Origin of the sequence: Acinetobacter sp. YH12112 (assembly GCF_013418945.1) — a bacterium.
Classification (GTDB): Bacteria; Pseudomonadota; Gammaproteobacteria; order Pseudomonadales; family Moraxellaceae; genus Acinetobacter; species Acinetobacter indicus.
The window spans coordinates 38,700-63,823 of sequence record NZ_VPBA01000017.1 but is presented as its reverse complement, the minus strand read 5'-3'; the positions used below and the strand labels follow the sequence as shown (position 1 = coordinate 63,823).

Below are 25,124 nucleotides of genomic sequence, written 5' to 3'. Positions count from 1 at the left end.
TATTCAGGATTATGCATTACGCTGGGAAATTGAAACCTTATTCAGTTGTCTCAAAGGACGCGGGTTTAATCTTGAAAATACGCGCTTGACAGACCCTAGACGAGTGAAAAAATTGATTGCGGTGTTAGCTATAAGCTTCTGTTGGTGTTACTTAACGGGTGAATGGCAACATAATCAAAAAAAAGCGATAAAAATAAAGAAGCATGGACGACTCTCAATGAGTTTATTTCGCTATGGTTTAGACTATGTTCAAATGGCGATTCAGCGTTTAATTGGTTTTGGGAAAAAAGAAGAGTTTAAGGAAATTTTGGCAATTTTAAGAAAGCAGAATCCTGATAGGATAAGGGTTCTGTGAAATTTGTCGTGTACAGAGGAAAAAAACAAGTAAATTGAGTTATTGAAATTTAAGTTTAAAAACCAGTTGCTCCGGCAACTGGTTTTTTATATTAAAGAAAAATGAAAGGGGAAAGGGCTTTGAATCATAAACAGAATGAAACGGATGTGATCATTATCGGTGGTGGGCAGGCTGCTTTATCTACGGCTTATTTTTTAAAGCGAAAAAAAATACCATTCATTATTTTAGATGATCAAAATCAAGCAGGTGGAGCCTGGTTACATGCCTGGAATTCTTTGCGTCTATTTTCACCGAATAGCTGGAGTTCCTTACCAGGTTGGGTTATGCCGAATACAGAACAAACGTATCCGACCAAGAAAGAAGTTATTGAATACTTGCAGCAATATGAGCAGCGTTACCACTTTCCGATTATTCGTCCTATATATGTTGATCACGTCAAAAGCGAAGGAGAGGCATTGAGTGTGCATGCAGGTGAACAGTCATGGAAAGCCAAGGCTGTAGTCAGTGCAACGGGCACCTGGAGTCATCCTTATATCCCATCTTACCCGGGCCAAGAAAATTTTAAAGGGCTGAAATTACACTCCGCCCATTATCAAAATGCAGAACCGTTTAAAGATAAGCACGTCATGATTATCGGTGGTGGAAATTCCGGAGCACAAATTTTGGCTGAAGTTTCCCAAGTGGCAGATACTCTTTGGATCACGCCAACACCTCCTCAATTTTTAGCAGATGATGTTGATGGCCGTATACTGTTTTTACGTGCGACAGAGCGTTTAAAGGCACAATTAGAAGGCCGTACAATAGATCAGCCTGTTGGCGGTCTGGGGGATATTGTCATGATTGATTCAGTCAAAGATGCACGTGCACGAGGCGTTTTACATAGTGAGCGCCCGTTTTCGGCTTTTACAGAAAATGGCGTGATTTGGGAAGATGGATCTTTTCAACAGGTTGATGCAGTGATTTGGTGTACTGGATTTAAAGCGACTTTAGACCATTTAAAGCCACTTGGAATAGTAGAGGAAAATAATACGATACTGGTTGAAGGAACAAGATCAGTAAAACAACCCAACCTATGGTTAGTAGGATATGGTGAATGGACTGGACCTGGTTCAGCAACGCTGGTGGGTGTTTCAAGGACCGCGAGAACAACTGCTGAGGAAATTTCCGAATTTCTGGATTAAAATTTTGACCTATTTGTCTTGAGCAAGAAATAGCACAACAAATGGCAAATAAAACTCGTTATTTGGGTGCTATTTTTGTGGGCAAAATAAAAAGTTAAAAAATCAGTAGAAACCCGGCTTGGAAACAAGTCGGTTTTTTGGGTTTTCGCCACCGATTTTTTATAACATAACTTTTTGAAATATAACACTATTTATTTTGATGCGAAGTATGATTTTAATTTCCTGTTGGAAAGCCATGAAACATCCATTGTATGCCCCATAAAATAATTAGAATTAAAATTACGAAAAAGATAATTTCTAATTTTTTTCATTTTTAAAGTTCTACTAAAATTAACATAATACACCTTATACGAAGGCAAAAATGGGAGCTATAAGCTCCCCATTTTTAGTCTTTAATTCGCTTTTTAGCTTCGTCATAAACTATGCTATCAGCTCGTTTCCCGACTGTGATGAGCAAGATAACTACCTGATCATCTTTAACTTGATAGACAAGTCTGACACCAGCTTTTAATAATTTGATTTTATAGCAACCTGCAAGATCGCCTCTAAGCATATTCTTTGGAATATGTGGCTGCTCTATGACTTTGGCTAGTTTCTTTTTAAATTGATCTCGTATAGCAACAGGGAGTTTTTCCCATTCTGCTGTAAAGTCCTTGTGACGTAAAAGCTTATAAGTCATCTAATGTGACTTCCTCAAACATCTCTTTAGGATCATTAATGCGCTTACGGACAAGAGCTAATAATTCTTCATCTTCTTCCGAAAGCAAAGCTTTTTTGACAGGCAGTTTCCCAGTCGTAGCAACATACTCAAGAATACTAGTGAAGAAATCCGTAGGTGCAATACCTTGCTCTTTAAGGATTGAATAAGATTTTTCTTTAAGGGCTTCATCGACCCTGAAGTTAACAGTAGCCATCATATTTCCCAAGTATTTAATGTACTAGGAATAGTGTAATGCAAATTGCATTACAAGTCGACTTCGCATAACAGCCATTATGTTAAATGGGGCGGATTATTCTCATTACTGATCCCAAAAGCTTTTCTCCATGCCTGAGGGCTGGTGCCATATTTTTCACGGAAATTCTTTCTAAATGACACAGTATTATTAAAACCTGAAAGCTCGGTTATCTTTTCGATAGACAAGTTTGTCGCTTCTAAAAGTTCACAACTTAATCTGATTCTTTCAGTATTCAGCCAATCGACTAAGGTCATACCTGTCGCTTTCTTAAAGTGCCGTGTGAACGTCCTGCGTGTCATATGTGTCCGTTCAGCGAGGCTTTCAATATTATGTTGTAAGGCTAAATTCTTTCTTAAAAAATCAAGTAATAGGTTAATTTGTGCATCTTGGCTCGATTCTGCGACTGGCTGTTCAATAAACTGAGTTTGCCCACCTTCACGGTGAGGCGGGATCACCATTACTCTAGCAACTTTATTCGCAATTCGTGCATTATAGATTTCACGTACCAAGTACAAGCAGCAGTCTAACGCTGCGCCTGTTCCAGCAGAGGTTACGATCCTTTGGTCTTCTACATACAGGGCGTCATTATCAAGTTGAACCTGTGGAAATCGTTCACTAAAATCCTGTTCAGCCATCCAGTGCGTAGCTGCTTTTTTATGGTCAAGCAGCCCTGCATATGCCAATGCATAAGTTCCGTAGCATAACCCTACAATTCTAATTCCAGCTTGATATGCACAATTTAGGGCATCGATAAGTACTTTTTCAGGTTTGTGATTAAAATCATCCCATCCAGGAATAATAATAAGATCCAATTGTTTAATAAGTTCGATCCCCCCATCAGGGATAATCATCATAGACTGTTCTGTTTTTACGGGTTGACCATCTATAGAAAAAATTCTCAGATCAAATAAGCGTTTATCTTCAATCTTGATATTGAAAATGATATGGGGGATAGAGAAGTGAAATGGATTTATATTGGGATATACGAACAATCCAATCACTGGTATAGCCATTCAATCTACCTCTCTAAAATAATAAATATAGCATGTTGTCCCAATAGTTTCGATGATTGTCCTTAAGGACAATTTTATTGCTTAATTTTTCCTATCATGATTCGAGTATGACTAAATGATTGGATCTGGAACATGAATAAAATTTTAAGTAGCTCTGTTATTGCACTCTCTCTGGCAATGGCTTCAGTCCATTTATATGCGAATGATAAGGTGGTTCAGCGAGATACTTCTAAAGTTACGCATATACAAGAAATTCGCAATGCAACGATTAAAGTAACCTATGCTGATACGACTTTTTTAATTGACCCAATGTTTGCTAAAAAAGGATTCTATGAAGGTTTTCCTGATACTCATCGTAGCTATTTACGGAACCCATTAGTCGATTTGCCTATCAAGCCCGAAACGATTTTAGAAGGTGTAGATGCGGTAATCGTGACCCATACCCATCTAGATCATTGGGATGATGCAGCACAAGCGACTATTCCGAAAAACATGCCGTTGTTTGTACAGAATAAAGAAGACCAGAAAATCATTCAGTCACAAGGCTTCAAAGATGTTCGTGTATTAACTCAAGCGACCTTTGAAGGGATTAAGCTCACTAAAACTGGTGGTCAACACGGTACTGATGCCATGTACCGTATTCCTAAGCTTAAAGCTGGATTAGGTGAAGCAATGGGTGTGGTATTTGAAGCTGCTGGCCATGAAACTGTTTATGTGGCAGGAGATACCATCTGGCGTTCTGAAGTTGATCAAGCGATTCAAACATTTAAACCTGATGTGATTGTCTTGAATACAGGTAACGCCTTGGTTGATGGCTTTAAAGAATCCATTATTATGGGCAAAGAAGATACTTATCATGCAACTCAGAAAGCACCAAATGCTAAAGTGGTTGCTGTTCACATGGATGCAATTAACCACATGTCGGTAACACGTGCTGAGCTTGCAGATTACGTAAAGGACAAAGGAATCCAAAATAAGGTTTTAATTCCTATCGATGGTGAAACGCTTTCTTTCTAAAGTGACTTAAAGAAGTGGAAGCATTCCACTTCTTTAAAACATAAGTAGAACAAAACAAATATTAGTTAAGTAAAGGAATAGGTATGTCAAAATCAGCTTTATTAGTTATCGACTTACAAAATGAATATCTACCTACAGGTAAATTACCATTGGTAAATATTGAACAAGCTGCTGCTAATGCAGTGAAAGTAATTACGAAAGCACGTCAAGACGGTACTCAAGTGATTCATGTCCAGCATATTGCGAATGCTGAATCACCTATATTTCAACCTGACTCAATTGGTATTGAATTTCAGGACACAGTTAAGCCACAAGCAGATGAAACTGTGGTCATTAAAAATCACATCAACGCGTTCTTAAATACGAATCTCAAAGAAATTTTAGATAGCAATCACGTGACTGAGCTAGTCGTGATTGGTGCTATGAGCCATATGTGTGTTGATGCTGCTGTTCGTGCTGCTTCTGACTTTGGTTATAAGGTAAGGGTTATTCATGATGCTTGTGCAACGCTAGACCTAGAATTTAATGGCGTTAAAGTACCTGCTGGTCATGTCCATGCAACATTAATGGCCGCTTTTGAATTTGCATATGCTCAAGTAATATCAACTGAAGATTATGTTAGCTAAAGACTAAGATTTCCTAAAATTAACATAATACGCGTTATACGAAATGCGTTATAATTCTCTTGAAAATTCAAAGCTGTAGTTCCTTTTTTGCCCAACCTCCCCAAGGTGGGCTTTTTTGTTGATTTTTATGTTCCACGATTAATATTTTTCCCATGTTTCACGATTTTGATTAGCTCCTCTGCTTAATCTATATTTAACTCCTTGCTTACTTTTTAAAGGAGGGAGAGGAATAGGAAAAAGTCTTCATTTAGTACCGGATGATATAAGTAACTGAATATATAGAGAATCCTAAAAATTACATTTGAGAATGGCTTTGTTGCACAAAGATTTCATAACTATATGATTTTAGAAGTTTTGATTATTTTTTGATCCAAAATTAAATTTATTTAAATCAGATGCTTACATATTTATGCAACAAAGCCCTATTTGATTATCGTTACTCAGAGTTCAAATTTTTATTACAAACAGCTTAAAGATGAGAAACTATCATTAGATACATCAGTAACTTAAATACCCCAAGTGCTTTTGCATCTTTACTTTTGAAGCAGAATTTAATTCGCCTTTCATTTTCATTCAGGCTGAAGTTTTCTGCCCGTAATGTTAAATCCTGTAATGTCTTTTTGAGCTCTGTCTTGCTCTGTTGAGATAGTTCTAAATGAAGATATTTTTTCGGAAATAAACTATGAATAAAAGAAAGAAGTTTCTTCAGTTGCCGTTTTTCATTCAGTTCAAAAATTAACTGGGCTGAATTGGGCTGAACTTTTTCAAGATAAATTGAGTAGATCGTATGAAGCTGTTTTTTGTATTTACTTTGTACATTTGCATAACGCTCCTGAACATGTTGAATGACCTTTTTTTCCTCCTGATTGGTCGGCAACATGGTGACTAATGCATCAGGAGTTTTCCTTAAAAAATCTGTGGTAAATAACCTCGATGATTTTTTTTGGTTTACACAGGAGGTTTTCAAATGCAGAGCTCTGGCACGTAATTTTTGCGCGATTTGCAAAGGAATAGCTTCAGGTAACAAAAGGTCTTGTTCTTTTTCTACTGCAAGAATGTGATGCAATAGTTCAAAAGTCATCTCTGAGTCATGAGCTCCTAGCATCAGTGAATCAGGTGATTTCTGTTGCCCTGGTTGATATTGATGATCATGTTGCCTGTAACGGTCTTTAGTGAGTTGATCAAATAAAAACTGTTTGATCGCCCGTTGCTGAACAGGATATTTAATAGCATCATCATGTTTTAGAATATTAAAATAGGCTTCTTTAGGAAGCGGGCTGTGCATTTGATTCAGCTGGTAGCTAATTGCTAGATGCATTAAATGCAGATAGCTAGAACAGGTAGTTTCAGGTGTCAGGTGCCCGGCAAAATGAGAAAGCGCATACCAGGTTTGCTGAGTATTTCTGTTTCGCAGCAATGCATAACGGATACGTAATTGCTCATGTGGGCTATAGTCAGTAAATGCATCTGCAAGTGTTGAGTTTTTTAAAATCAGGTAAAGATGATTAAATGCAGAATGACGCAGACTATGGTAAGTAAAATTGTGCTCTCCAAAAGCTGGCTGGATCAATTGTTTCAATAGAGCATTGACTTCATTTTCATGAGTTTCTTCTAGCGACTGTTTTAAAAATAGCGGTTGTGTAACTGATTTCCCTTGTTCTTTTAGCAGGCGTTTTCTATTCTGACTATATGTTTTAAATGCATGTAATTCTTCTGCTTTAAGTAGATGATGCAGAGGAATCTTGCGGTAAGCTGAGTAGCTTTTTTGATTTTTATTGCGATTGTTGCGAATGGTGAGTATCACAGCATCTTCACTAATAAATAGATCACGTACGAAGATATTCAATGTTTCATTGATCCGTAGTCCGGCTCTGAAACCCAGAATAAAAATCAGTTTAAACATATTTTTATCCTGAACTGAAATACCTTGAGTATTTTCGAGTTGCTCTAGCATATGGTGAAAAATATGGGGCGAGATCAATGCGGTTCTGCAGATTTTTACCTGGATTAAATTATCTAGATCGATAGTGGGTGCGTTAAAAAATAAGGTCTGTTTGTGATGAAACTCCTGTAGACGTTTTTGTAAAGTCTCTCTAGTTGTTTCTTTCTTTAATAAAAGCATTTCTCCATACATATCTTCAAAATCGGCATTTGAAAATGATGAAATGTCTTTGTTTTGCGTTGCCTGCAGCCAATGGACTGCAAACTGTGAAAACATGGTCTTCAGAGAACTTTGCTTGACCGGCTGAAAATCTGCACGTATAAGCTTGCGCTTAAATCGTTGCTGCTGCTGAATAATATGATTGAGAAGGTCCAGTTGAGGTTCCGTTAATTTTGAGCGTAGAATGCTCCACAGCAGCAAACGTTCCAAGGCTGGAGATTGTTTTTTAGCATATAATTCTATGAGTTGATCGCTATAGTTTTTTGCACGAATAGCTTGACGTATTTCTACTAAAATATCGACTTCATCTAACGTAATAGTGACCGTAGGCTTTTTCTGAAGTTTTTCACAAATATTCTGAACTGTATGGGTAGGCGTGGGTTCAGACTGAATAAAATAGGCTGCTAATTGTTTTTCGAGAGGGCTGGAACTGTAAATTTCATTTTTTAGGATACAAATGGACATTTGATCCAGTCCGCTGTTTTTCAGGAACTGTGTATAGTAAAAACCGTATTTTAACAGGTCTTTACAACGTACCTTTTCCTCAGGGAAGCATTCAATAATACAAGCGTTAATCAGATGTTCTGCATCTTCAATATCCGAAAATAAATCAAACTTTTGATGTTTAAGTCTGTAAATCCAGCATTTCACAATGTCGTGTAGCACAAACGTTTTTGTATAGCTGACTGAAAAATCAGGGTCATTTATACGCTGATTACCGAAATTCCGGTTCGGGATTTCGAGTGTTACCATATGATTTAGGTTTAAAAAACTTTGAAATTTCTTTGTTTTTAAAATGATTTTTAAAAAAAATTGCAATTCGGCATGGTTATAAATGCCATTAAATAATATTGAACTGATCAAACAAAAGCCGAGGGATTGAGTCGGACTGAAGTCATTTCGTTTTGTCCAGTAAGCAATCATATTTTGGGCAAATTGAGTAACTTTTTTACCATGTTTTAAGGTTTCAATATTTTGTAGTGGCAGAGACCTTTCGTACCTTACGGGAGCGGCAGGCACTGGATAGTACTGATTCGATGAAAGATTAAAGCGCTTGATATATTTAGCAAATTCTATACGTGCCATCTGATAGCTACGGATGTTTGACTTACAGTATTCTAAAAGCTGATTATCAACTTGACGACAAATTTCCGAATAGTTCTCAGGCGTCAGTTCTATACATTTCTCACTAAACAAGTTCAGAAGAAATGCTTTGTTTTTTCTATGCTTTTTTATTCTTTTGAGGGAGTGTGGGTGTTTACTCATTCAATCAGGAATCCGTTAAATGTAGACATACTTTTAAGCTTTAAGAGTCCGACCAGCTTGTCTTGCGCTGCTCGAATGTGATCGTAATCGATTGCCTGAAAACCCGAATAGCGGTCAAAAAGTTCCTGCATGGGCCCATCGTGACCAAAGATGCCATTCAGCATATCTTCATCGCAGTGCTGTGCAAAAAAATAGCGAGCGAAATGGCGAGTCCAATTACGTTGCAAACCTATTTCTGGACTGTTCTTTTCAATATCGGCAAGTTCTAAATTTCGGATATATCCCTCAGGCCCAAAACCTAATAGGAAAGGGCGCTTACCATCAAAAATTTCTTGAATTAGTTCTGTTTTAACTTGGCTAGCACAAGCCTTCATAAGGTGCTGAAATTGTTTTAAGTAATTTAGATAAGACTGTATTTCATCTCGAAGAAAATTATTAAATGGCAGGTAGCGCCCAATGGTACCCGAATAACGTTGCTCTTTATCTGCAACAGCCACCAAACGGTTGTCGAGATCAAGATAATCGAGATTCGGGGGAAAGGCTTCATTTGGTCGGGCAGATGTCATAATCATGCAAACGTACCATAGCCAAATTGAATAATATTTCAGTGTTTTGAAAGGGTTAGGGTTACCCCGAACTTGCTGGTCAAGCTGTTTGAAAAAGGATTTAACCAGAGGCAGGTCTGGCGTTTGCTGACTACCAAAAGTAACAGGGGACTTAAATTCTTCGATATAACTAGTGTCGAGCTGCGGGCAAACCAGATAAAGTGTTTGGCTATAAATATCGAGGATATCAACAATTTTCATTGAATAGTAATGGCCTGGGGTGTAGTTATTAACGTTTTCTCCGCTAAGTAATTTACTTTCCAATTCATATCCGAGTTCATTCAACGTGATATCGCTGATTAAACGAGGAAGGTTTCGAGCTGTTAAATGAAAAGTAAGGCCGTCACTGATTCTACGTAAATATTCTTGTACATCGGAAGCAATATCAGCTTTATCCCACTTTTTTAGTTGAAAAATCTGATCAAAATAAACTTTGGGTAATGGGATTGTAAAAGAGTTTCCCTGATTCATCATATATTCTTTTAATAAAGCATCTTTAAACTTGGAGCTATCAAAGCTTTGCCGAAAATAGAAATTTTCAGGACTAAAAGTAATTTCTTTTCTTTTTGAACTCAGACGGAAATGTTTCCGAAATACTAATAGCTCTTCATAATGCGTCAAACTGAGTACTGAAAATAAAAGCAAGGCATGAATTGGAGAGGTCTTTGCCTGTTCAAACAAAATTCGCATAATATGCTGTGCGGTAGGCAAATCAAAGACACGAGGATTTGACTTGCTCATTAACTGATTCTTGTTTTGATGCAGAACTTTGTTCTTGAGATTATTGACCTGAGCTGTAATAGAGTATTGCTCAAGTGGATTAAATTCAAAATTATGATCTTCAACTTTTTCTATAGTTTTATCTTCGCGCGGTTGTTTGGCCGTACCTTGTTCAAAATGAGTCTGATGCGTTTGTTCATCATCGAGAGATATTCTTGATGTCTTTTGAACATCAGTTTGAGGAGGTTCTTTGGAGCCCGAACTGCTTTGGCGATTTCGTTTTAAACGTTCAGACTGAGTAAAGACATATTGATAGATCACACGCAGATTTGCCAGCTGGCTAATTCGTTCTTCATCTAAATTTGGTATTGAGCGATTAATTAGCTCTTTATTTTCTGTTTCAGCTTCTTTTAGAAGTTTAACTAGCTCTTCTAATTCCATTGGAAGAGTAGGTAAGAAATTGTAAAGCCAATAATATTTCTGTTTTGTGCTAGCTAAACGAAAACGCCTACAAAGATTAACTATGGTAGCTGAATGTCCTTTGCTGTTAAGTGATTCAATACATTGAGTATTGAAAATAGCCCATTTCAGCGCGTTTGATTGATATGCTGATGGAGTGTTGATGACTGCAATAAGGTAATGAACCAGAGGATACTCGCTGACTTTTTTATCAGTCAGGCTTTGAGCTATAAAAGTATTAAGTTTAGTAATTTCATATTGTTGAATGAGGTCGTTGAGCTTGATTGAGTTCTGATAATTTTCCAGCTTTGCTTCTGCCAATACTTGGTAGAAGTTTCGAAACGGCTCAAGCTTTAATTCTTGAGTATCTTCTAAATAACTATATCCATTCATGATGAAATTCCCACCAGAATTTTTTCTAATGAAATTGGACCTGCATAATCTGAAAAAGAACTTACCGGGCTTTGGGATTTGGATAGTCCTGATAATTCTCGCAGTTGGTTGATAGTTAAAATTTTATGACCGAAAACTTCTTGAAGATGGTCAGGTCGGTATTGTTCATTCAGCCAGTATGCAATGATATCTAAGCCCTGAATTGAGTGATGCAAACCAGAACTGAGTAAGCTTCTTACTTCATTTAGAGCCTGAATGATGGATTCATATGAATTATTTTTCTCGTAAGCTTTAAACTTAAATTGAGTTTTATTCTTATTGTAATAATAAGCATAGATCCAGCTGAAATGGCTACTAAAAAAATAGTGATCGGGTTTATCCGTAGGAATAAGGGGAATGTCTATTTTCTGTGAAAAAGCTAAATTCAAATGATAGTCTTGCTTTTTTTTATTCAGTTGGAAAAATAAAGCGATCCAGATTTGATAGGCATGCATACAGTTTGGATAACACATTAATTGCAGGTTTTTTGCAGACACGCGGTAATTTGGTGTGTTTTTCTTCTTTCCAGACATACAATGATGCTTTCCCATATGTGCTAAACAGCTAAAATTAAAACAATATATTCATATTTTTTTAAGTAGGGGAGCAATGGCTGAATATGCCGTATATTGTGTTGTAAAATTATAAAAACCCTATATATAGTATTTTTGATCTTTTTTTAATGGTAATTAAAACCAAACAGGAATCAATTTTTGATAAGTATATAGACAAATTTAACTTGATTGCATATTCCTATCTTAATGGATACTAAATATAACAAATAGATGAACAGCTATTTTAATCTAACTTGGACATATATTATTCGGCTAGTTGAATAAACAGTTATTGCTCTTTAAGATGATTAATTAATCGTTCATAGTCATTTTTAGAAAGTTTACCAATGTAAGTTAATTTTGTCTTATCAATTGGCAACTGATATGTTTGTACGGTATCAATCCATGATTTTTTACTTAGTCCAACCGATTTCCAATCGGTAATTTCAATATATTTACTTTTAATAAAGTCAGATTTATTGTCATATTGACTACTTAAACGGAATACGATGTAGTCTTTTTTTGTTTGTCGAATATATAAAACAGGGCGAGTTTTACCATCTGCTATGTCTGTAAAACCAACGTAAGCCCAATACAAATCCTGAGCCATTAGTATCCACCATCATCATTTAAAAACTCTTGAGCAGATTTTATATTGGATACTTTTACACTCGGAATATTATGGCTAAGTGCTATGAGTTGTGCCGTATTAAAATCATCATCACTTACTTGATTGCTCACAGGAATTCGACCTGTTTTGGCAATTTCAGCCATAACCATACTAAAAACAGATGCAGGGGTTAGCCCAACTTTTTTGATGACGTACTCTGCTGATTCTGAGATTGCCTCATCCACAGTATATTGAACTCTTTTTTTAATTAGCGTAGACATTTAACACCTCTCAATCTTATTAATGCCATTTTACGGCACAAAATGGTATAAAACAAGTAAATAAGAATTGGTGTCCAAGTAGCTGTTAATTCTGCAACTTGATTGATAAAAGGAGCCGCATATGGAAATTAAACAACTGAAACAGGTAGAAGTCGTTACAGATGTTGTATGTGATGTATGCAACCAATCAACGAAACTGAAATTTGGAACTTTATCCGCACATTGGGGGTATGGTTCCAAGCATGACGGGGAAAGATATGAATTGCAGTTATGTGAGAAATGTTTTTTTTATGCACTTGCGACATTAAAAAAAGAGCGAGCAGATGAGTTTATGTTTGATGAAAATTTTGACCCTTCAACCCTAGATGGGTTTGGGTTGAGGTGAACCTATCATCGCGATAGGTTCTAAGAATCCAGAAAATACTGATTCAGATCCACGCCAGCAGCTTCATTTTTAATGGCGAGTAAGGGATTCAGGAAAAATATTTTTCTTTGCTTCGAGGTCACTGAGTTCGGAAAATGCTTGAATACCGCCTGCGGCTTTAATTTCATCTAAAGCGACAGATAGAGCTTCCTGATCTGACGGGAATGTTTCATCCCATACCGTAGAAGTACCACTTTGACTCACTACTTCCAGTGTCCAATCACTGTCAGGCAGTCGATAAATGAGAATTTCGACCTGCTGATTATGTTCCTGTAAAACTTGAGATAAGGGAGAGTCGATTAAATCATTTTCATCATAATCGTGAGTATGGTGATTGTCTGACATCAGAGGCAACCTTTATTGTACTTAACATCCATCCATAGTAATGAATGAATCAGATTTTGCCTAGCAGGAGGAATATTATCGGTAAAAAGAGCGGTGAATTCTAAAAAAGAATTGCCCCGACAATAAAACAAAATAATCCAAAAATCACCCAAATCCAGACATTCGATTTGGGTTGCTCAGTATGTGATGTATAGAACGGTTGTTGTTCCTGAACAGGATTCTCTTGGTTGCCAGCTCTGTTCTTATAGGGCTGGTGTTTTGAATAGGATAGGCCTGTGCCAGGAATACCAACGCTGGTTCGGGTGCCTTTTTTGCCAATATTTAAGGAAGCACCAGGTTTGCCAATGCTTGCACTGCTTATACCTTTGTGTGTCAGATTAATTTTTAATCCAGGTAGCAGTTTAATACTCTTGCGAAATCTGAAGCCCATATTTTTTCCATTTACAAGAACCAGTTTGGTTTCTATCTCAGTTGTCCGGATACAGTGAAATAAGAGTTTGATTCATTCATAGGACTGATCATTTGACTTATCTAGTGAAAAATCAGTATGTTCTTTAACATAAGATATTGGCTTTTAGACAATGAATCAAACATCAAATTATTACAATCAACATGCTCAAGCATTTTTTGAAAATACCTATCAGGTTGAAATGGAAAGTCTTTACGCACCATTTCTAAGATATTTGCCGGAACAGGCATTGATCCTAGATTTGGGCTGTGGCTCGGGGCGGGACACTTTGGCATTTAAGAAAAAAGGCTATCAAGTTGAGGCAATTGATTATTCTGCCGAGCTGGTTAAAAAGGCCAGGGAGCTGACCAATATTGAAGTACGTCAGCAAAGTTTTTATGACCTAGCTGAGAATAATAAATACGATGGTATTTGGGCTTGTGCATCTCTTTTACATTGTGAAAGAGATCGCCTAACTGAAGTGCTGGGGCTTATATTCAAAGCATTAAAGCTAAATGGTGTGTGTTACATGTCTTTTAAGTATGGCAATACAGACCGTGAGATAGAGGGGCGTAGCTTTACTGACTTGAATGAACAGCAAGCTCATGACTTACTTAAGCAGATCGATCAGGCTTTACTGTTACAACAATGGATTACTGTAGATAAACGTCCAGAGCGTACAGAAGAGTGGATGAATATTCTGATTAGAAAAGTGCAGGCTTAGATATGTTATTCAGTATAGCCGAAATACCAACCCCTCAAGAACAGTTGAAATTCTTAAAGCATATTCAGCAGATTTTGCAGTCAGGGACTTTTACTTCGACATATAAGTTTGCTTTGCTGATAAGTATCACGCGTCTGGCGATTGAACAGGGTCAAGATACCGGTGCTGCCTTGCATTTGGAATATCAGGATATTGCTGAAAAGTTTATTGACCTGTACTGGAAACAGTCACTGCCGTTTCAGTTTAACCAGTATGAGCCTTTTACTATTCATCAAAGCACTGGTAAGCAGGCAAAGATCATCAGTGAAATTCAGAATGCACAGCAACAATTCAAGACTTTGGCTGCGTTGAGAAAAGACCAGTTGCACTGGAATCAGCTTAAGAAAGTGGTTGCAGTAACCGTCAAGCAAATGCCGGTGGTGTATTTACAGAACCTGAATGGTCAAGCGGTGGAGTTTCTTTACCATTTGGAAGATTGCAAACAGTCCCTCAAGCTTTTACCCAAAGTGATGTATTGCTTGAGACAGTTTAGTGAAATTATTGAAGAGTTGTGCCAGAAGCGCTGGATTGATTTTGTCCGACTGAATAAGCAGAATCTGGTGATACTGGATGGTTTGCCTGACTTGGATGAATTCATGTTTGCCCCGAGTCGCAATCAACTGGGGCAGGTCGCGGACTTCTTAATTGATTTACAGCAATGCCAGTGTTTTTACTGTGGAAAAAGCCTAAAAAACTCAAAATATGCTGTAGATCATTTTATCCCCTGGTCTCTATATCCTGCCGATACTGGACATAACTTTGTTCTGGCAGATGACAAATGTAATTCTCAGAAAAGTAATTATTTGGCGTCGGAACAGTTTTTGCAAAAGTGGCAGGAGCGGAATTATCTACATGATCAATCTATTGTTCGGGAAATTTCTCAATTCGGTTTCTTAACAGATATTCAGCGCTCGCATCGGGTTGCCGACTGGGCGTATAAGCAGGCAATAGAGAATGAGTATTTAGTCTGGCTGGGTGGAAAAGATAAACAGATATTAGTTTCTCCCATATCTGGAGTATTTTGATGTCTTTGTTTTTCTGTAGTGCAGATTACTGGAGTAGGCTGCTATAAAATTTAGATCATGTATCTGTCTAGCGCTTGAATTGATAGATTACATCGCTTGAGCACGACAATTCATGTCCTTTTCCACCTTTTTACTGCTGCATGTTTTAGAATTTTAGGTAAAATCATTTTATTAATGATTTACTTATTTGGACTTCCATAACAATGACCCAAGTACAACTGCAACAATTACAAAAACAACTTTGGAATATTGCCAATACTTTGCGCGGCACCATGGGCGCCGATGAATTCCGTGATTACATTCTGGGTTTTATTTTCTTTAAATATTTATCAGAAAAGTCGGTGAACTTTGCCAATGAATTGCTCGATGGCGAAGACCTCAGCTTTTTAGAGTTAGATGAAAATAATCCTGAGCATGTGCCATACATCGAAGAAATTAAAAAAAATGCCATTGCCGAAGTCGGTTATGCGCTCACACCAAAACAGCTATTCCATACCTTAGCCGAGCGTGGTCGTCAGGGCGAATTCATTTTGGATGATTTAACTGCGACCTTAAAATCGATTGAACAAAGCACTTTAGGTACCGACTCTGCCGATGACTTTGCCAACCTGTTTGAAGATTTGGATCTAAACTCGACCAAGCTTGGCAATAATGCCAGTGACCGTAATGCACTGGTGGCGAAAGTCCTGAGTCATTTAGATGATATTGATTTTGATATTAGTAATACCGAAGCCGATGTGCTGGGTGATGCCTACGAATACCTGATTGGCGAATTTGCCTCAGGTGCGGGCAAAAAAGCAGGAGAATTCTATACCCCACAAACGGTATCGACTCTACTGGCAAAGATTGTCACCCAAGGCAAAGACCGTTTACGTTCAGTCTATGACCCGACTTGCGGTTCAGGTTCGTTATTGCTACGGGTAAAACGTAAAGTGAAAGATGTCGATATGATTTACGGTCAGGAGATGAACCGTACCACCTACAACTTGGCGCGGATGAACATGATTCTGCATGATGTGCATTTTGCCAAGTTCGACATCAAGCAGGAAAATACTTTAACCCGCCCGCAGCATTTAGATAAAAAGTTTGATGCAGTGGTGGCGAATCCGCCATTTTCCGCAAAATGGTCTGCCGATCCGTTATTTTTACAAGATGAACGCTTTGCTGCGTATGGAAAACTGGCGCCAAGTTCTAAAGCCGATATGGCTTTTGTACAGCACATGCTGTATCAACTGGATGACAATGGCACGATGGCGGTGGTGTTACCGCATGGCGTATTGTTCCGTGGTTCGAGTGAGGGCGTGATTCGTCAGTATTTGATTGAGCAGATGAACGTGGTGGATGCGATTATTGGTCTACCCGCCAATATTTTCTATGGCACGTCTATTCCGACCTGTATTTTGGTGTTGAAGAAAAATCGTGAGCAGAGCGGCAATATTCTGTTTATTGATGCCAGCAATGATTTTGAAAAGCAGAAGAACCAAAACAAGTTATTGCCTGAGCATTTGGATAAGATTGTTGCGGCATTTGAAAAGCGTGAAAATATTGAAAAGTATGCGCATGTCGCAACTTTACAAGAAGTGAAAGATAACGATTACAACCTGAATATTCCGCGTTATGTGGATACCTTTGAAGCGGAAGCCGAGATTGATTTAGATGCGATTGCAAAACAGCTTCAAGCTTTGGAACACGACAGCCAAAAAACCGATGCCATCATTGCAGATTTCTGCAAAGAGCTAGGCATTGTTTCACCGTTTTCGGAGGTGAAGTAATGTCTGTACCTAAGTTACGCTTTAAAGAGTTTGATGAAAATTGGAATGTTGAAGTTCTGGGTAATATTGTCCAGATTAAAAGCGGTTATTCTCCTAGCAAATACGAGTTACACGAAAATGGTGAAATACCATTTTTAAAAGTCGAAGAGTTAAACAACAGTAATAAATATCAAGAATATTCAAGATTTTATACTGAAACTTGTGCTGATGTAATTCCTAAAAAAAGTGTAATTTTTCCAAAAAGAGGGGCAGCTATTCTAAATAATAAAGTTCGTATCCTTAAAGTCGATTCTTTATTAGATAGCAATCTTATGGCTCTTATTCCACAAAATACTTTGGATGCTGAATATTTATATTATTTAATTAATAAAGTTGAACTTTATAGAATTGCTGATACTTCTACAATTCCTCAGATAAATAATAAACATATCGAACCATATGAAATTCATTTGCCAAGTAAAGCAGAACAAACCAAAATCGCCTCTTTTCTTTCCGCAGTCGATGAAAAGATCAGCCAACTCACGCAAAAACATGAACTGCTGAGCCAATATAAACAAGGCATGATGCAGAAGTTGTTTAGTCAGCAGATTCGTTTTAAAGCGGATGATGGGAGTGAGTTTGGGGAGTGGGAGGATAAACCTCTAAATGAAATTGCTTCAAAAAGATCGGGCAAAAATAAAGATGGAAGTATTTCTGAGGTTTTAACAAACTCTGCTACTCAGGGAATTATTAAACAAGGTAATTACTTTGAAAGAGAAATAGTTACTGAATCAAATTTAAACGGTTATTACATCGTAAATTTAGATGACTTTGTATATAACCCTCGAATATCTGTTCATGCGCCTGTTGGACCAATCAAACGAAATAAAAAGTGTTTAGGTGTTATGTCGCCACTTTATACAGTCTTCACAGTGGTCGAAGGAAACTTGGCGTATTTGGAATACTTTTTTGATAGTAATTTCTGGCATGATTACGTCAAAGGTGTGGCAAATTCAGGTGCTAGACATGATCGAATGAATATTACTAATAAAGATTTTTTCGACATGCCTATTTTATATCCTTGCCTAGAAGAACAAACCAAAATCGCCAACTTCCTTTCGACTATTGATCAAAAAATTGAAGTCGTGGCACAACAAATTGAACAAGCCAAACAGTGGAAAAAAGGCTTGTTGCAGCAGATGTTTGTGTAGGGGGGGAATTATGGCTCACGGCAAAAGTATTAAGCTGTTTTTAACAGATGGTTCTCCTAATGGAATTTTGACAGCTGAAATCATTAATTGGACAGGTCATGTGCTCTCAGCGCCTCGTACTAAACTGTCTGAACTTATTCAAAGAGAAGAGTGTGCAAGAACCGGCGTATATTTCCTCGTTGGTCATGATCCGGAAAATTCATTGCCAAGCGTATATATCGGCGAGTCGGATGATGTAGCCAATCGTCTTAAACAGCATAATCGAACAGAGGAATCTGGAGGCAAAGACTTCTGGGAAAAAGTGTGTCTTGTCACTGGTAAAGATCAAAATATTACCAAGACTCATATCAAATACTTAGAGAGTCGTTTAATTGAAATTGCAAAACGAGGCGGTCAATGTCAATTGATCAATGGAACTTCGCATCAATACAATAGATTACCTGAATCTGATACTGCCGATATGGAGTATTTTCTGGAACAAATACAGGTCGTATTACCAGTACTGGGTTTTGATTTCCTCAAAGAAATGAAGAAACCAAGCCAAAAATCACAAACGCTGGCTACAACTATTTCTAGTGAAATTGCAGAAGAAACTGAGTTTTATCTTGCAACTAAAGATACAAATGCGAATGCAAAAGTCATTGATGGGGAATTTTACGTGTTGGCTGGATCTCAAGTAAGAAGAGAGGTTACGGATACCAAGCATACCTATACTAAAAATCTACGTCCTCAGTTATTTGAAAATAACATTATCGATTCAGATACATATACCTTTAATCAAGACTATTTATTTTCGAGCCCTTCGGCGGCTGGAGGGGTAATTTTGGGTCGAGCAAGTAATGGTCGCAAAGACTGGAGGCAGGTCGGAACAAATATTACTTATGGTCAATGGTTAGAAAATCAGGTTGATAGCATTGAGCTGAAAGAAGAACTATAGAATCAATCAGCTAAAGAAATATTTTTTGGGGGGAGTAAAAATGACCGTACAAAGCGAATACCAACTTGAAAACGAACTGATTAGCCAGCTCAAGCAATTGGGATATGCTGCGGTGACCATCAAGGACGAAAGCCAGCTACTGTCTAACCTCAAAACCCAAGTCGAACGCGCCAATGGACTAGCGCCTCTGTCAGAAACGGAATGGAAACAGGTCATCAGTTTTTTAAATACGGGCACATTATTTGAGCGCGCCAAAAATCTGCGTGATCTGTTCCCAGTCAAATTTGATGATGGTACAAGCAAACACATCTTTTTTCTGTCCGATGACCCAAGCAAAAATATCTATCAGGTCACCAACCAGATCACCATTGATCACCGTGATTATAATGGCAGAACCAGCCGTTTTGATGTGACCTTATTGGTCAATGGTCTGCCACTGGTTCAGATCGAGCTGAAAAAGCGCGGCATGGAAATAGCCGAAGCTTTTAATCAAACGCAACGCTATATTCGTGAAGCCTATTGGGCTGGGCAAGGGCTGTTTGGTTTTATTCAGCTTTTTGTGATTAGTAATGGTGCCAATACCCGTTATTACTCCAACGGCACCACAGGCATCGAGTTTGCCTTTCCCTGGGCAGATGTCCATAACAAACATATCAATGAAATTGTCGACTTTGCCGAAGCTTTTTTAAATCAGCAGCATCTAACCCAAATGCTGACCCAGTACATGGTACTGCTGGAAACCACCAAAAGCCTGATGGTGCTGCGTCCCTATCAGATTTATGCAGTACAGAAAATTGTGGAGCATGTGCAAAACTCCGATCAGAACGGCTATATTTGGCACACTACAGGTTCAGGCAAAACCCTGACCTCATTTAAAGCCAGTCAGATCATCATGCAAATGCCTGATGTAGAAAAAGTTCTGTTTGTGGTCGATCGTAACGACCTCGATACGCAAACCTCACGCGAATTTAATGCTTTTAAAGCCGACAGCGTCGACAGCACCGATAACACATCGACCTTGGTAAAACAGCTCGATCAACGTCATGACAAACTGATTGTGACCACCATCCAAAAGTTAAATCGTGCGATTAGCACAGACCGATATTTAGAATCGATTGATTATCTTAAAAATAAAAAAGTGGTCTTTATTTTTGATGAATGTCATCGCAGTCAATTTGGTGAGACCCATCAGAACATCAAAAAATTTTTCAGCAATGCACAAATGTTTGGTTTTACCGGTACGCCTATTTTTGAAAAGAACAGCCAAAGCAAAGCAGGTTTAAAACTCACCACAGACTACCTGTTTAATGAGTGTTTGCATAAATACGTGATTGTCGATGCCATCCGTGACCGTAACGTATTGCAGTTCCAGATTGATTATCGTGGCAAATACACCGCCAAAGGCATGGCGACCAATGAAAGTTATGAGGAAGATGTAGAAGGCATCGATACCAAAGAACTGTATGACAATCCGCAACGCCTAGAAATGATTGCTCGCTACATTGTCAATATCCACGATACTAAAACCCGTAATCGTGAATTTACCGCAATGTTTTGTGTCAGTTCGGTCGAAACACTGACCCAATATTACGACCTTTTTGAAAAAGTGCAGGCTGAAAAGCAAATTGAAGATGAAGCACAAGGTCGGATATTTAAACCGTTAACCATTGCCACCATCTTTTCCTATGCGGCAAATGAGGCTGTACCGACTGATGACTTAACTGGCTTGATTCACGAAGAAGCCGCAGATATTCCAAGTCAGGTCAATTCATCCAGTCGGGATAAGCTAGATCGATACATTGCGAATTACAATCGACAGTTCAAAACCAACTACAATTCAGGTGATCAATTTTATGCGTACTACCGCGATATCGCACAGCGCGTAAAAAACAGACAGATTGATATTCTAATCGTGGTCAATATGTTCCTCACGGGCTTTGACTCTAAGCCGCTAAATACCTTGTATGTCGATAAAAACCTAAAATATCATGGCTTGATTCAAGCATTCTCTCGTACCAACCGTGTCTATAACGATAAAAAACCATTTGGCAATATCATCTGTTTCCGCAATCTGAAACGCGCCACAGATGAAGCACTGGCGCTATTTTCCAATAAAGATGCGCAAAAGGTGGTACTGGTTCCAAGCTTTGAGGAAATTAAGCAGGATTATGATGCTGCTGTTCAGAAGTTGCTCAAGATCACGCCTGATTATCAAAGCGTGGATGATCTCATGACAGAAGATCAGCAGTTGGAGTTTATTAAGGCCTTCCGTGAAGTGATGCGTTATAACGCTCAGCTGCAAACCTTTATCGAATACGATCAGAACCAGACCGCTTTAGATAAACAGCACTTTGCCAATTTTGCTTCCAAGTATGCTGACTTATGTCGTGATGTACGCAAGACTACGAAAAAAGAAAAAGTCTCTGTACTGGATGATGTCGATTTCCAATTGGATCTGCTACATAGTGACCGGATCAATGTGGGCTATATTATCAATTTGCTGCAAATGGCTCTGGATAGCGGGGATGAGGCCAAACGCAAGAAATACGAAGCACAGATACATGATCTAATTGGTAATGAAGTTACCTTGCATGACAAGCAGGAACTGATTCAGAAGTTCATTGAAGAAAACATGCCGAAGATGATCAATGGGCAGAGCGTCCAAACGGCTTTTTCTGAATTCTGGGATGCTGAAAAAGAACAGGCCTATCAGCATCTTTGTAAAGAAGAAAACCTGAAACCAGAAGCCATGAAGCAGGTTCTGGAGCATTATGAGTTCACCAAACGCCTACCACGTAAAGAAGAGTTGAAGGACTTACCAAACTATAAGGTTAAGCTGTTTGAGCGGGAGAACGTGTTTAGCAATTTGCTGGTCAAGACACGCCAGTTGATTGAAAAGTTTTATGTGGGATTTTAATTGAGGTAAGGCTTTGTTGCACAAACCTAGCTTAGAAGGGGCGCATACCATTGCGTAGCAGGATCAAACCAAATGGCAATATTTCCGCGACTCATGAGTGCTCGGTTATATGCGGGCCAATTGGTTGTGCGGTAGATTTTGTGTGTAGGCTTCTTCATTTGAAAATTATATCGCTGAAAAACCCTTTACAGATAGGTTTGTGCAACAAAGCCACTTAATTTAAAAAAGAGATAAGTTAAAAAGAGCCGTCTAACAAGGCTCTTTTTTGCAAGCAGTATTAAGTAATCCTTTGATCTGCCCAGTAGCATGGAACAATGATCAGGCTATTTTCATGCAACCTTGACCATAATCGGACACCTAAATCCCGCTGCATATTTTGGACTGTGAAATTGGAAATCAGCAGGGTAGATTTCATATTGTCATAACGACTATATAAGACCTTATGCACCATCTCCAGGCGTTTTTCATGCCGGTCATGCAGGCCATATTCATCAATCACTAATAAATCAAAGCTGGAGAAATGGTCGATGACTTCCTTTTCAGAGCGTGAAGCATCTGACCAAGTGTCCATCATTTTTTGAGCAATTTCTGCACTGGTATAGTAGCGTGCAGATTTTGTACTGTTATGCAGAATGTTGCGAATAATTGATGCACTCAGATGGGTTTTACCTGTACCTGGTGTACCAATCATCAACATGTTCGGGTTGTGGTCAGAAATAATCTGCTGTGCAAAGGCCTGACATAGTTTGATGGTATTGTCTTGTGCAGGGCATGCAACTACATAATTCTTGAAGCCACGATCCAGGTAGCGTTTATTGAGCCCTGAGTTTTTGATTTTCTGTTGTAGCAATCGCTGTTGCAATTCATCTTCATAGGCTGCATGTGAGTGATGGACGGTTTCTTTGGCACACAATTTACAGAGCCTGTGACCTGCAATTTCCATCAGGGGTATATGATGGACAGGGCAAAGTGTTTCCGTTGTTTCTGCGCGAAACTGGAGTGTTTTAAGCATGGTATTCATGATTATTCTCCTAAATCCATTTGGAACTTTCTAAAAAATCCTCATTTTTTTCTTCAAAGTTTGAAGATGAAGATGAAGATGAAGATGAAGATGAAGGGCATGATTCAAGCATGGCTTGAGTAATACTCGAGCTCTTCTCAGGAGCTGCTTGAGCATTTACTTTTCGTTGCTTGGTTGATGCTTGAGCATTACTTGCGGATTTATTCCAGCGTGCTTGAGCTGCATTTTTAGCTTTATCAGATTTCATTTGCTGATTTTGCAATGCCTGGCTTTTTAAACTGGTTAAAAAACTTGAATGAATCTGCTCAGACTCGACTTCAAACAATTCCAGAGCCATCAGCGTATTCAACAAAGTTTTAGCCTTGGTGTGCTGAGGTAATTTCGTGATGCTACATACAGTAGCTAGGTCATGAGGGATGGCACCATTTTTCCAGAAATCCATCATTAACAGCAGTGCCGCACCAATTTGTTCTGCCGTCATTCGTGCAAATTTTGCCTGTAGGTCGCCAATATAGAGTGGCATCCAAATTGAAATATCTTTATGCATGTGTTCACCTTTTTATAGATATAGAGGGGCTAAGGTCATCGATTTGATGACCTTTTATGTTTGTTTTATTAGTGAGCTAGGCTCATTAACCGGAGACGGGCCTGTTGAGCCAAGTCATCGTAATGAGCTTGCCCTTCATCCAGCATTCGCTGTAACCAGAGTCTCAACGCCTGGTGATCATCGAAGCATTTATTGATTTCCAGCAAAAAGGCCAGATTGTGCAGTTTGGGAATGTGTAACTCGTGAATGAGTTCACGCGCGACCATATCTGCTTCAGCGCTGACGACCACACCACCAAAGAAAGCTTTACTATTCATGTGCAAGCTCCTCTGTATTTAGTTTTTCCAGCATGGCTTCAAATGCACTGCCATCGCGACGGGTAACATTCGGAATGTAGCGGCTATAGACCCGGAACAACATTTCAGTGGTTGAATGCCCCAATTGGCGAGCGACCCATTCTGGATTTTCACCTGCCGCCAACCAGAGCGTAGCTGCAGTATGACGTGTTTGATAAGCACGACGAGGTTTTAGCCCTAAATAGCGTAGCAGGGGATGCCAGACACGCTTATTGACCAGGCGATAATCAAGCGGCCCACCATCGCGATTACAAAATACAAATTCTGATTTTCCAGAATTTAAGCTTTTTTGTTGCAGAAAGGCCTGATAAACCCGATCACTCATCTGGATCGTGCGGTCAGAACCATAAGTTTTGGTTCCACCAAGCACACCATTCACTAACGCCTCTCTGATATGGATTTCACGACGCTGTAAGTCGATATTTTTCCATTGCAGACCATCGATTTCACTGGTGCGCATACCTGTAAAAAAGCGAACAGTGTAATAAGGCTTAAAATCATCACGAACAGTGGTAAGAATTTTATGTACCTCTTCCAGAGAAAAGGGAGTGACTTCAATCTTACTTTCTTTCAGATTGTTAATATTTTTATAAGGCGACTCAAACTCGTATCGTTCAGCCGCATCATTGAGTATCATACGTAAAGGCGTCATGATTTGATTGATTCTCGATGCTTTCAGACTTGTCTGATCTTTTCCGTGTGTCACTTTGGCGAGAGAGGCACGGAAGTTCAGCAAGTCTGACTTCTTGATTTTCGAGAGAACCTGATTACCAAAAGCAGGAATCAAGTAATTTTTGATAATAATTGAAACCTTTTGCTGATATGAGGTTCTCCATTCAACTTGTTTCTGCTTAAACCACAATTCAGTAAACTCTTTAAAAAGAGGAACTTTGGTCTGTACAGCAATTTGCTGACTTCTTTTTTCCTTAAACTCCTCAACACGGTTACTTTTGGGAAAGTACTTTTCGTATTCAAAAGTTCCCAAAGTAATTTCAGCTTCAAGCTGCTCGAGACGTTTTTTCAAAATGCGTCGGTTATAAGCATTGTCTTCAAGATTGGTTGTTTCTCTGCAACGGATGCCCATGTAGCGAAAGTCTGCAATCAGTTTTCCACTTCGTTCACGGATGGTAGCCATCAGTTAAA

The 25,124-nt window shown here is 38.6% G+C and carries 24 protein-coding genes and 3 pseudogenes; 12 read left to right on the top strand and 15 right to left on the bottom strand.

Annotation, left to right across the window (positions count from 1 at the left end):
- Positions 1-355 (top strand): transposase (locus FTU50_RS08285; RefSeq protein ID WP_057051137.1); only part of this gene is annotated, 355 nt, incomplete at its 5' end.
- Positions 356-474: 119 nt separating this feature from the next.
- The gene (locus FTU50_RS08280; RefSeq protein ID WP_180046665.1) at positions 475-1,536 is read left to right on the top strand and encodes an ArsO family NAD(P)H-dependent flavin-containing monooxygenase; all 1,062 of its coding nucleotides are present in this window, start codon (positions 475-477) and stop codon (positions 1,534-1,536) included.
- A 385-nt stretch (positions 1,537-1,921) separates the two neighbouring features.
- Here FTU50_RS08280 and FTU50_RS08275 read toward each other — a convergent pair whose 3' ends face one another.
- The 3 genes from FTU50_RS08275 to FTU50_RS08265 all read right to left on the bottom strand — a co-directional run bounded on the left by FTU50_RS08275 (position 1,922) and on the right by FTU50_RS08265 (position 3,505).
- Positions 1,922-2,215 (bottom strand): type II toxin-antitoxin system RelE/ParE family toxin, encoded by a 294-nt coding sequence (locus tag FTU50_RS08275; protein WP_000221358.1) that lies wholly within the window; start codon positions 2,213-2,215, stop codon positions 1,922-1,924.
- Entirely contained in the window at positions 2,205-2,450 is a 246-nt protein-coding gene (locus tag FTU50_RS08270) for a type II toxin-antitoxin system RelB/DinJ family antitoxin (protein WP_000246756.1), read from the bottom strand. Before FTU50_RS08270 ends, FTU50_RS08275 begins: the two co-directional genes overlap by 11 nt.
- A 77-nt stretch (positions 2,451-2,527) precedes the next feature.
- On the bottom strand, positions 2,528-3,505 hold the full coding sequence (locus FTU50_RS08265; protein WP_180046663.1) for a GlxA family transcriptional regulator: 978 nt from the start codon (positions 3,503-3,505) through the stop codon (positions 2,528-2,530).
- Between the two features lie 132 nt (positions 3,506-3,637).
- Here FTU50_RS08265 and FTU50_RS08260 point away from each other — a divergent pair, with 132 nt between their 5' ends.
- Together FTU50_RS08260 and FTU50_RS08255 are read left to right on the top strand one after the other, a co-directional pair.
- Positions 3,638-4,522 (top strand): MBL fold metallo-hydrolase, encoded by an 885-nt coding sequence (locus FTU50_RS08260; protein ID WP_180046661.1) that lies wholly within the window; start codon positions 3,638-3,640, stop codon positions 4,520-4,522.
- Positions 4,523-4,605: 83 nt separating this feature from the next.
- Positions 4,606-5,148: a cysteine hydrolase family protein gene (locus FTU50_RS08255; protein ID WP_004981626.1), complete on the top strand. Its 543-nt coding sequence runs from the start codon at positions 4,606-4,608 to the stop codon at positions 5,146-5,148.
- Positions 5,149-5,617: 469 nt separating this feature from the next.
- Here the strand turns inward: FTU50_RS08255 and FTU50_RS08250 are convergent, their stop codons facing one another.
- The 5 genes from FTU50_RS08250 to FTU50_RS08230 form a co-directional block, all read right to left on the bottom strand.
- Positions 5,618-8,575: a site-specific integrase gene (locus FTU50_RS08250; RefSeq protein ID WP_180046659.1), complete on the bottom strand. Its 2,958-nt coding sequence runs from the start codon at positions 8,573-8,575 to the stop codon at positions 5,618-5,620.
- Positions 8,572-10,752 (bottom strand): hypothetical protein, encoded by a 2,181-nt coding sequence (locus FTU50_RS08245; RefSeq protein ID WP_163169901.1) that lies wholly within the window; start codon positions 10,750-10,752, stop codon positions 8,572-8,574. Before FTU50_RS08245 ends, FTU50_RS08250 begins: the two co-directional genes overlap by 4 nt.
- Positions 10,749-11,246: a hypothetical protein gene (locus FTU50_RS08240; RefSeq protein WP_163170502.1), complete on the bottom strand. Its 498-nt coding sequence runs from the start codon at positions 11,244-11,246 to the stop codon at positions 10,749-10,751. Before FTU50_RS08240 ends, FTU50_RS08245 begins: the two co-directional genes overlap by 4 nt.
- Positions 11,247-11,634: 388 nt before the next feature.
- Complete coding sequence (locus FTU50_RS08235) at positions 11,635-11,955, bottom strand: type II toxin-antitoxin system PemK/MazF family toxin (protein ID WP_071850377.1); 321 nt, start codon at positions 11,953-11,955, stop codon at positions 11,635-11,637.
- Positions 11,955-12,236 (bottom strand): type II toxin-antitoxin system RelB/DinJ family antitoxin, encoded by a 282-nt coding sequence (locus FTU50_RS08230; protein WP_071850378.1) that lies wholly within the window; start codon positions 12,234-12,236, stop codon positions 11,955-11,957. Before FTU50_RS08230 ends, FTU50_RS08235 begins: the two co-directional genes overlap by 1 nt.
- A gap of 121 nt (positions 12,237-12,357) precedes the next feature.
- On the opposite strand from FTU50_RS08230, the gene FTU50_RS08225 reads away from it, so the two are divergent.
- Positions 12,358-12,621 carry a hypothetical protein gene (locus FTU50_RS08225; RefSeq protein ID WP_168406779.1) on the top strand — a complete coding sequence of 88 codons (264 nt, stop codon included), beginning with the start codon at positions 12,358-12,360 and terminating at the stop codon, positions 12,619-12,621.
- Positions 12,622-12,690: 69 nt separating this feature from the next.
- Here FTU50_RS08225 and FTU50_RS08220 read toward each other — a convergent pair whose 3' ends face one another.
- Both FTU50_RS08220 and FTU50_RS08215 read right to left on the bottom strand, forming a co-directional pair.
- The gene (locus tag FTU50_RS08220) at positions 12,691-13,005 is read right to left on the bottom strand and encodes a hypothetical protein (protein WP_168419270.1); all 315 of its coding nucleotides are present in this window, start codon (positions 13,003-13,005) and stop codon (positions 12,691-12,693) included.
- A gap of 100 nt (positions 13,006-13,105) precedes the next feature.
- Positions 13,106-13,435: a DUF4236 domain-containing protein gene (locus tag FTU50_RS08215; RefSeq protein ID WP_104489241.1), complete on the bottom strand. Its 330-nt coding sequence runs from the start codon at positions 13,433-13,435 to the stop codon at positions 13,106-13,108.
- A 151-nt stretch (positions 13,436-13,586) separates the two neighbouring features.
- Between FTU50_RS08215 and FTU50_RS08210 the strand changes: the two genes are divergently transcribed.
- The 7 genes and pseudogenes from FTU50_RS08210 (at position 13,587) to FTU50_RS08185 (ending at position 22,057) form a co-directional block, all read left to right on the top strand.
- The gene (locus FTU50_RS08210; protein WP_016658949.1) at positions 13,587-14,177 is read left to right on the top strand and encodes a bifunctional 2-polyprenyl-6-hydroxyphenol methylase/3-demethylubiquinol 3-O-methyltransferase UbiG; all 591 of its coding nucleotides are present in this window, start codon (positions 13,587-13,589) and stop codon (positions 14,175-14,177) included.
- A 2-nt stretch (positions 14,178-14,179) separates the two neighbouring features.
- Positions 14,180-15,241, top strand: a complete 1,062-nt coding sequence (locus FTU50_RS08205; protein ID WP_180046655.1) for an HNH endonuclease — start codon at positions 14,180-14,182, stop codon at positions 15,239-15,241.
- A 203-nt stretch (positions 15,242-15,444) separates the two neighbouring features.
- A complete protein-coding gene (locus FTU50_RS08200) occupies positions 15,445-17,013 on the top strand; it encodes a type I restriction-modification system subunit M (protein ID WP_180046653.1) in 1,569 nt (522 codons plus the stop codon).
- A pseudogene (locus tag FTU50_RS15720) lies at positions 17,013-17,483 on the top strand (restriction endonuclease subunit S); the annotation flags it as partial. The gene FTU50_RS08200 and the pseudogene FTU50_RS15720, both read left to right, overlap by 1 nt.
- Positions 17,466-18,203: pseudogene (locus FTU50_RS15715) on the top strand (restriction endonuclease subunit S); the annotation flags it as partial. The pseudogenes FTU50_RS15720 and FTU50_RS15715, both read left to right, overlap by 18 nt.
- Positions 18,204-18,213: 10 nt before the next feature.
- Complete coding sequence (locus tag FTU50_RS08190) at positions 18,214-19,140, top strand: GIY-YIG nuclease family protein (RefSeq protein ID WP_023897594.1); 927 nt, start codon at positions 18,214-18,216, stop codon at positions 19,138-19,140.
- 40 nt (positions 19,141-19,180) lie between these two features.
- On the top strand, positions 19,181-22,057 hold the full coding sequence (locus FTU50_RS08185; protein WP_163169906.1) for a type I restriction endonuclease subunit R: 2,877 nt from the start codon (positions 19,181-19,183) through the stop codon (positions 22,055-22,057).
- Between the two features lie 41 nt (positions 22,058-22,098).
- Here FTU50_RS08185 and FTU50_RS08180 read toward each other — a convergent pair.
- The 5 genes and pseudogenes from FTU50_RS08180 to FTU50_RS08160 all read right to left on the bottom strand — a co-directional run.
- Positions 22,099-22,215, bottom strand: a pseudogene (locus tag FTU50_RS08180) (IS5/IS1182 family transposase); the annotation flags it as partial.
- 119 nt (positions 22,216-22,334) lie between these two features.
- Positions 22,335-23,078: an ATP-binding protein gene (locus FTU50_RS08175; protein ID WP_168382060.1), complete on the bottom strand. Its 744-nt coding sequence runs from the start codon at positions 23,076-23,078 to the stop codon at positions 22,335-22,337.
- A gap of 10 nt (positions 23,079-23,088) precedes the next feature.
- Positions 23,089-23,625, bottom strand: coding sequence for a DUF1376 domain-containing protein (locus tag FTU50_RS08170; protein WP_180046649.1), 537 nt, complete (start codon positions 23,623-23,625; stop codon positions 23,089-23,091).
- A 68-nt stretch (positions 23,626-23,693) separates the two neighbouring features.
- On the bottom strand, positions 23,694-23,942 hold the full coding sequence (locus FTU50_RS08165; protein WP_156188726.1) for a hypothetical protein: 249 nt from the start codon (positions 23,940-23,942) through the stop codon (positions 23,694-23,696).
- Entirely contained in the window at positions 23,935-25,116 is a 1,182-nt protein-coding gene (locus tag FTU50_RS08160; RefSeq protein ID WP_163169909.1) for a site-specific integrase, read from the bottom strand. Before FTU50_RS08160 ends, FTU50_RS08165 begins: the two co-directional genes overlap by 8 nt.
- Positions 25,117-25,124: the final 8 nt, after the last annotated feature.

Bases quoted from the DNA above. Each gene is read 5' to 3' on its own strand.
- FTU50_RS08275 (WP_000221358.1), bottom strand. From the start codon at position 2,215: ATGACTTATAAGCTTTTACGTCACAAGGACTTTACAGCAGAATGGGAA.
- FTU50_RS08200 (WP_180046653.1), top strand. From the start codon at position 15,445: ATGACCCAAGTACAACTGCAACAATTACAAAAACAACTTTGGAATATT.
- FTU50_RS08250 (WP_180046659.1), bottom strand. From the start codon at position 8,575: ATGAGTAAACACCCACACTCCCTCAAAAGAATAAAAAAGCATAGAAAA.
- FTU50_RS08225 (WP_168406779.1), top strand. From the start codon at position 12,358: ATGGAAATTAAACAACTGAAACAGGTAGAAGTCGTTACAGATGTTGTA.
- FTU50_RS08245 (WP_163169901.1), bottom strand. From the start codon at position 10,752: ATGAATGGATATAGTTATTTAGAAGATACTCAAGAATTAAAGCTTGAG.
- FTU50_RS08260 (WP_180046661.1), top strand. From the start codon at position 3,638: ATGAATAAAATTTTAAGTAGCTCTGTTATTGCACTCTCTCTGGCAATG.
- FTU50_RS08170 (WP_180046649.1), bottom strand. From the start codon at position 23,625: ATGCATAAAGATATTTCAATTTGGATGCCACTCTATATTGGCGACCTA.
- FTU50_RS08190 (WP_023897594.1), top strand. From the start codon at position 18,214: ATGGCTCACGGCAAAAGTATTAAGCTGTTTTTAACAGATGGTTCTCCT.
- FTU50_RS08210 (WP_016658949.1), top strand. From the start codon at position 13,587: ATGAATCAAACATCAAATTATTACAATCAACATGCTCAAGCATTTTTT.
- FTU50_RS08160 (WP_163169909.1), bottom strand. From the start codon at position 25,116: ATGGCTACCATCCGTGAACGAAGTGGAAAACTGATTGCAGACTTTCGC.
- FTU50_RS08175 (WP_168382060.1), bottom strand. From the start codon at position 23,078: ATGAATACCATGCTTAAAACACTCCAGTTTCGCGCAGAAACAACGGAA.
- FTU50_RS08230 (WP_071850378.1), bottom strand. From the start codon at position 12,236: ATGTCTACGCTAATTAAAAAAAGAGTTCAATATACTGTGGATGAGGCA.
- FTU50_RS08165 (WP_156188726.1), bottom strand. From the start codon at position 23,942: ATGAATAGTAAAGCTTTCTTTGGTGGTGTGGTCGTCAGCGCTGAAGCA.
- FTU50_RS08185 (WP_163169906.1), top strand. From the start codon at position 19,181: ATGACCGTACAAAGCGAATACCAACTTGAAAACGAACTGATTAGCCAG.
- FTU50_RS08240 (WP_163170502.1), bottom strand. From the start codon at position 11,246: ATGCATGCCTATCAAATCTGGATCGCTTTATTTTTCCAACTGAATAAA.
- FTU50_RS08265 (WP_180046663.1), bottom strand. From the start codon at position 3,505: ATGGCTATACCAGTGATTGGATTGTTCGTATATCCCAATATAAATCCA.
- FTU50_RS08215 (WP_104489241.1), bottom strand. From the start codon at position 13,435: ATGGGCTTCAGATTTCGCAAGAGTATTAAACTGCTACCTGGATTAAAA.
- FTU50_RS08270 (WP_000246756.1), bottom strand. From the start codon at position 2,450: ATGGCTACTGTTAACTTCAGGGTCGATGAAGCCCTTAAAGAAAAATCT.
- FTU50_RS08220 (WP_168419270.1), bottom strand. From the start codon at position 13,005: ATGTCAGACAATCACCATACTCACGATTATGATGAAAATGATTTAATC.
- FTU50_RS08205 (WP_180046655.1), top strand. From the start codon at position 14,180: ATGTTATTCAGTATAGCCGAAATACCAACCCCTCAAGAACAGTTGAAA.
- FTU50_RS08235 (WP_071850377.1), bottom strand. From the start codon at position 11,955: ATGGCTCAGGATTTGTATTGGGCTTACGTTGGTTTTACAGACATAGCA.
- FTU50_RS08255 (WP_004981626.1), top strand. From the start codon at position 4,606: ATGTCAAAATCAGCTTTATTAGTTATCGACTTACAAAATGAATATCTA.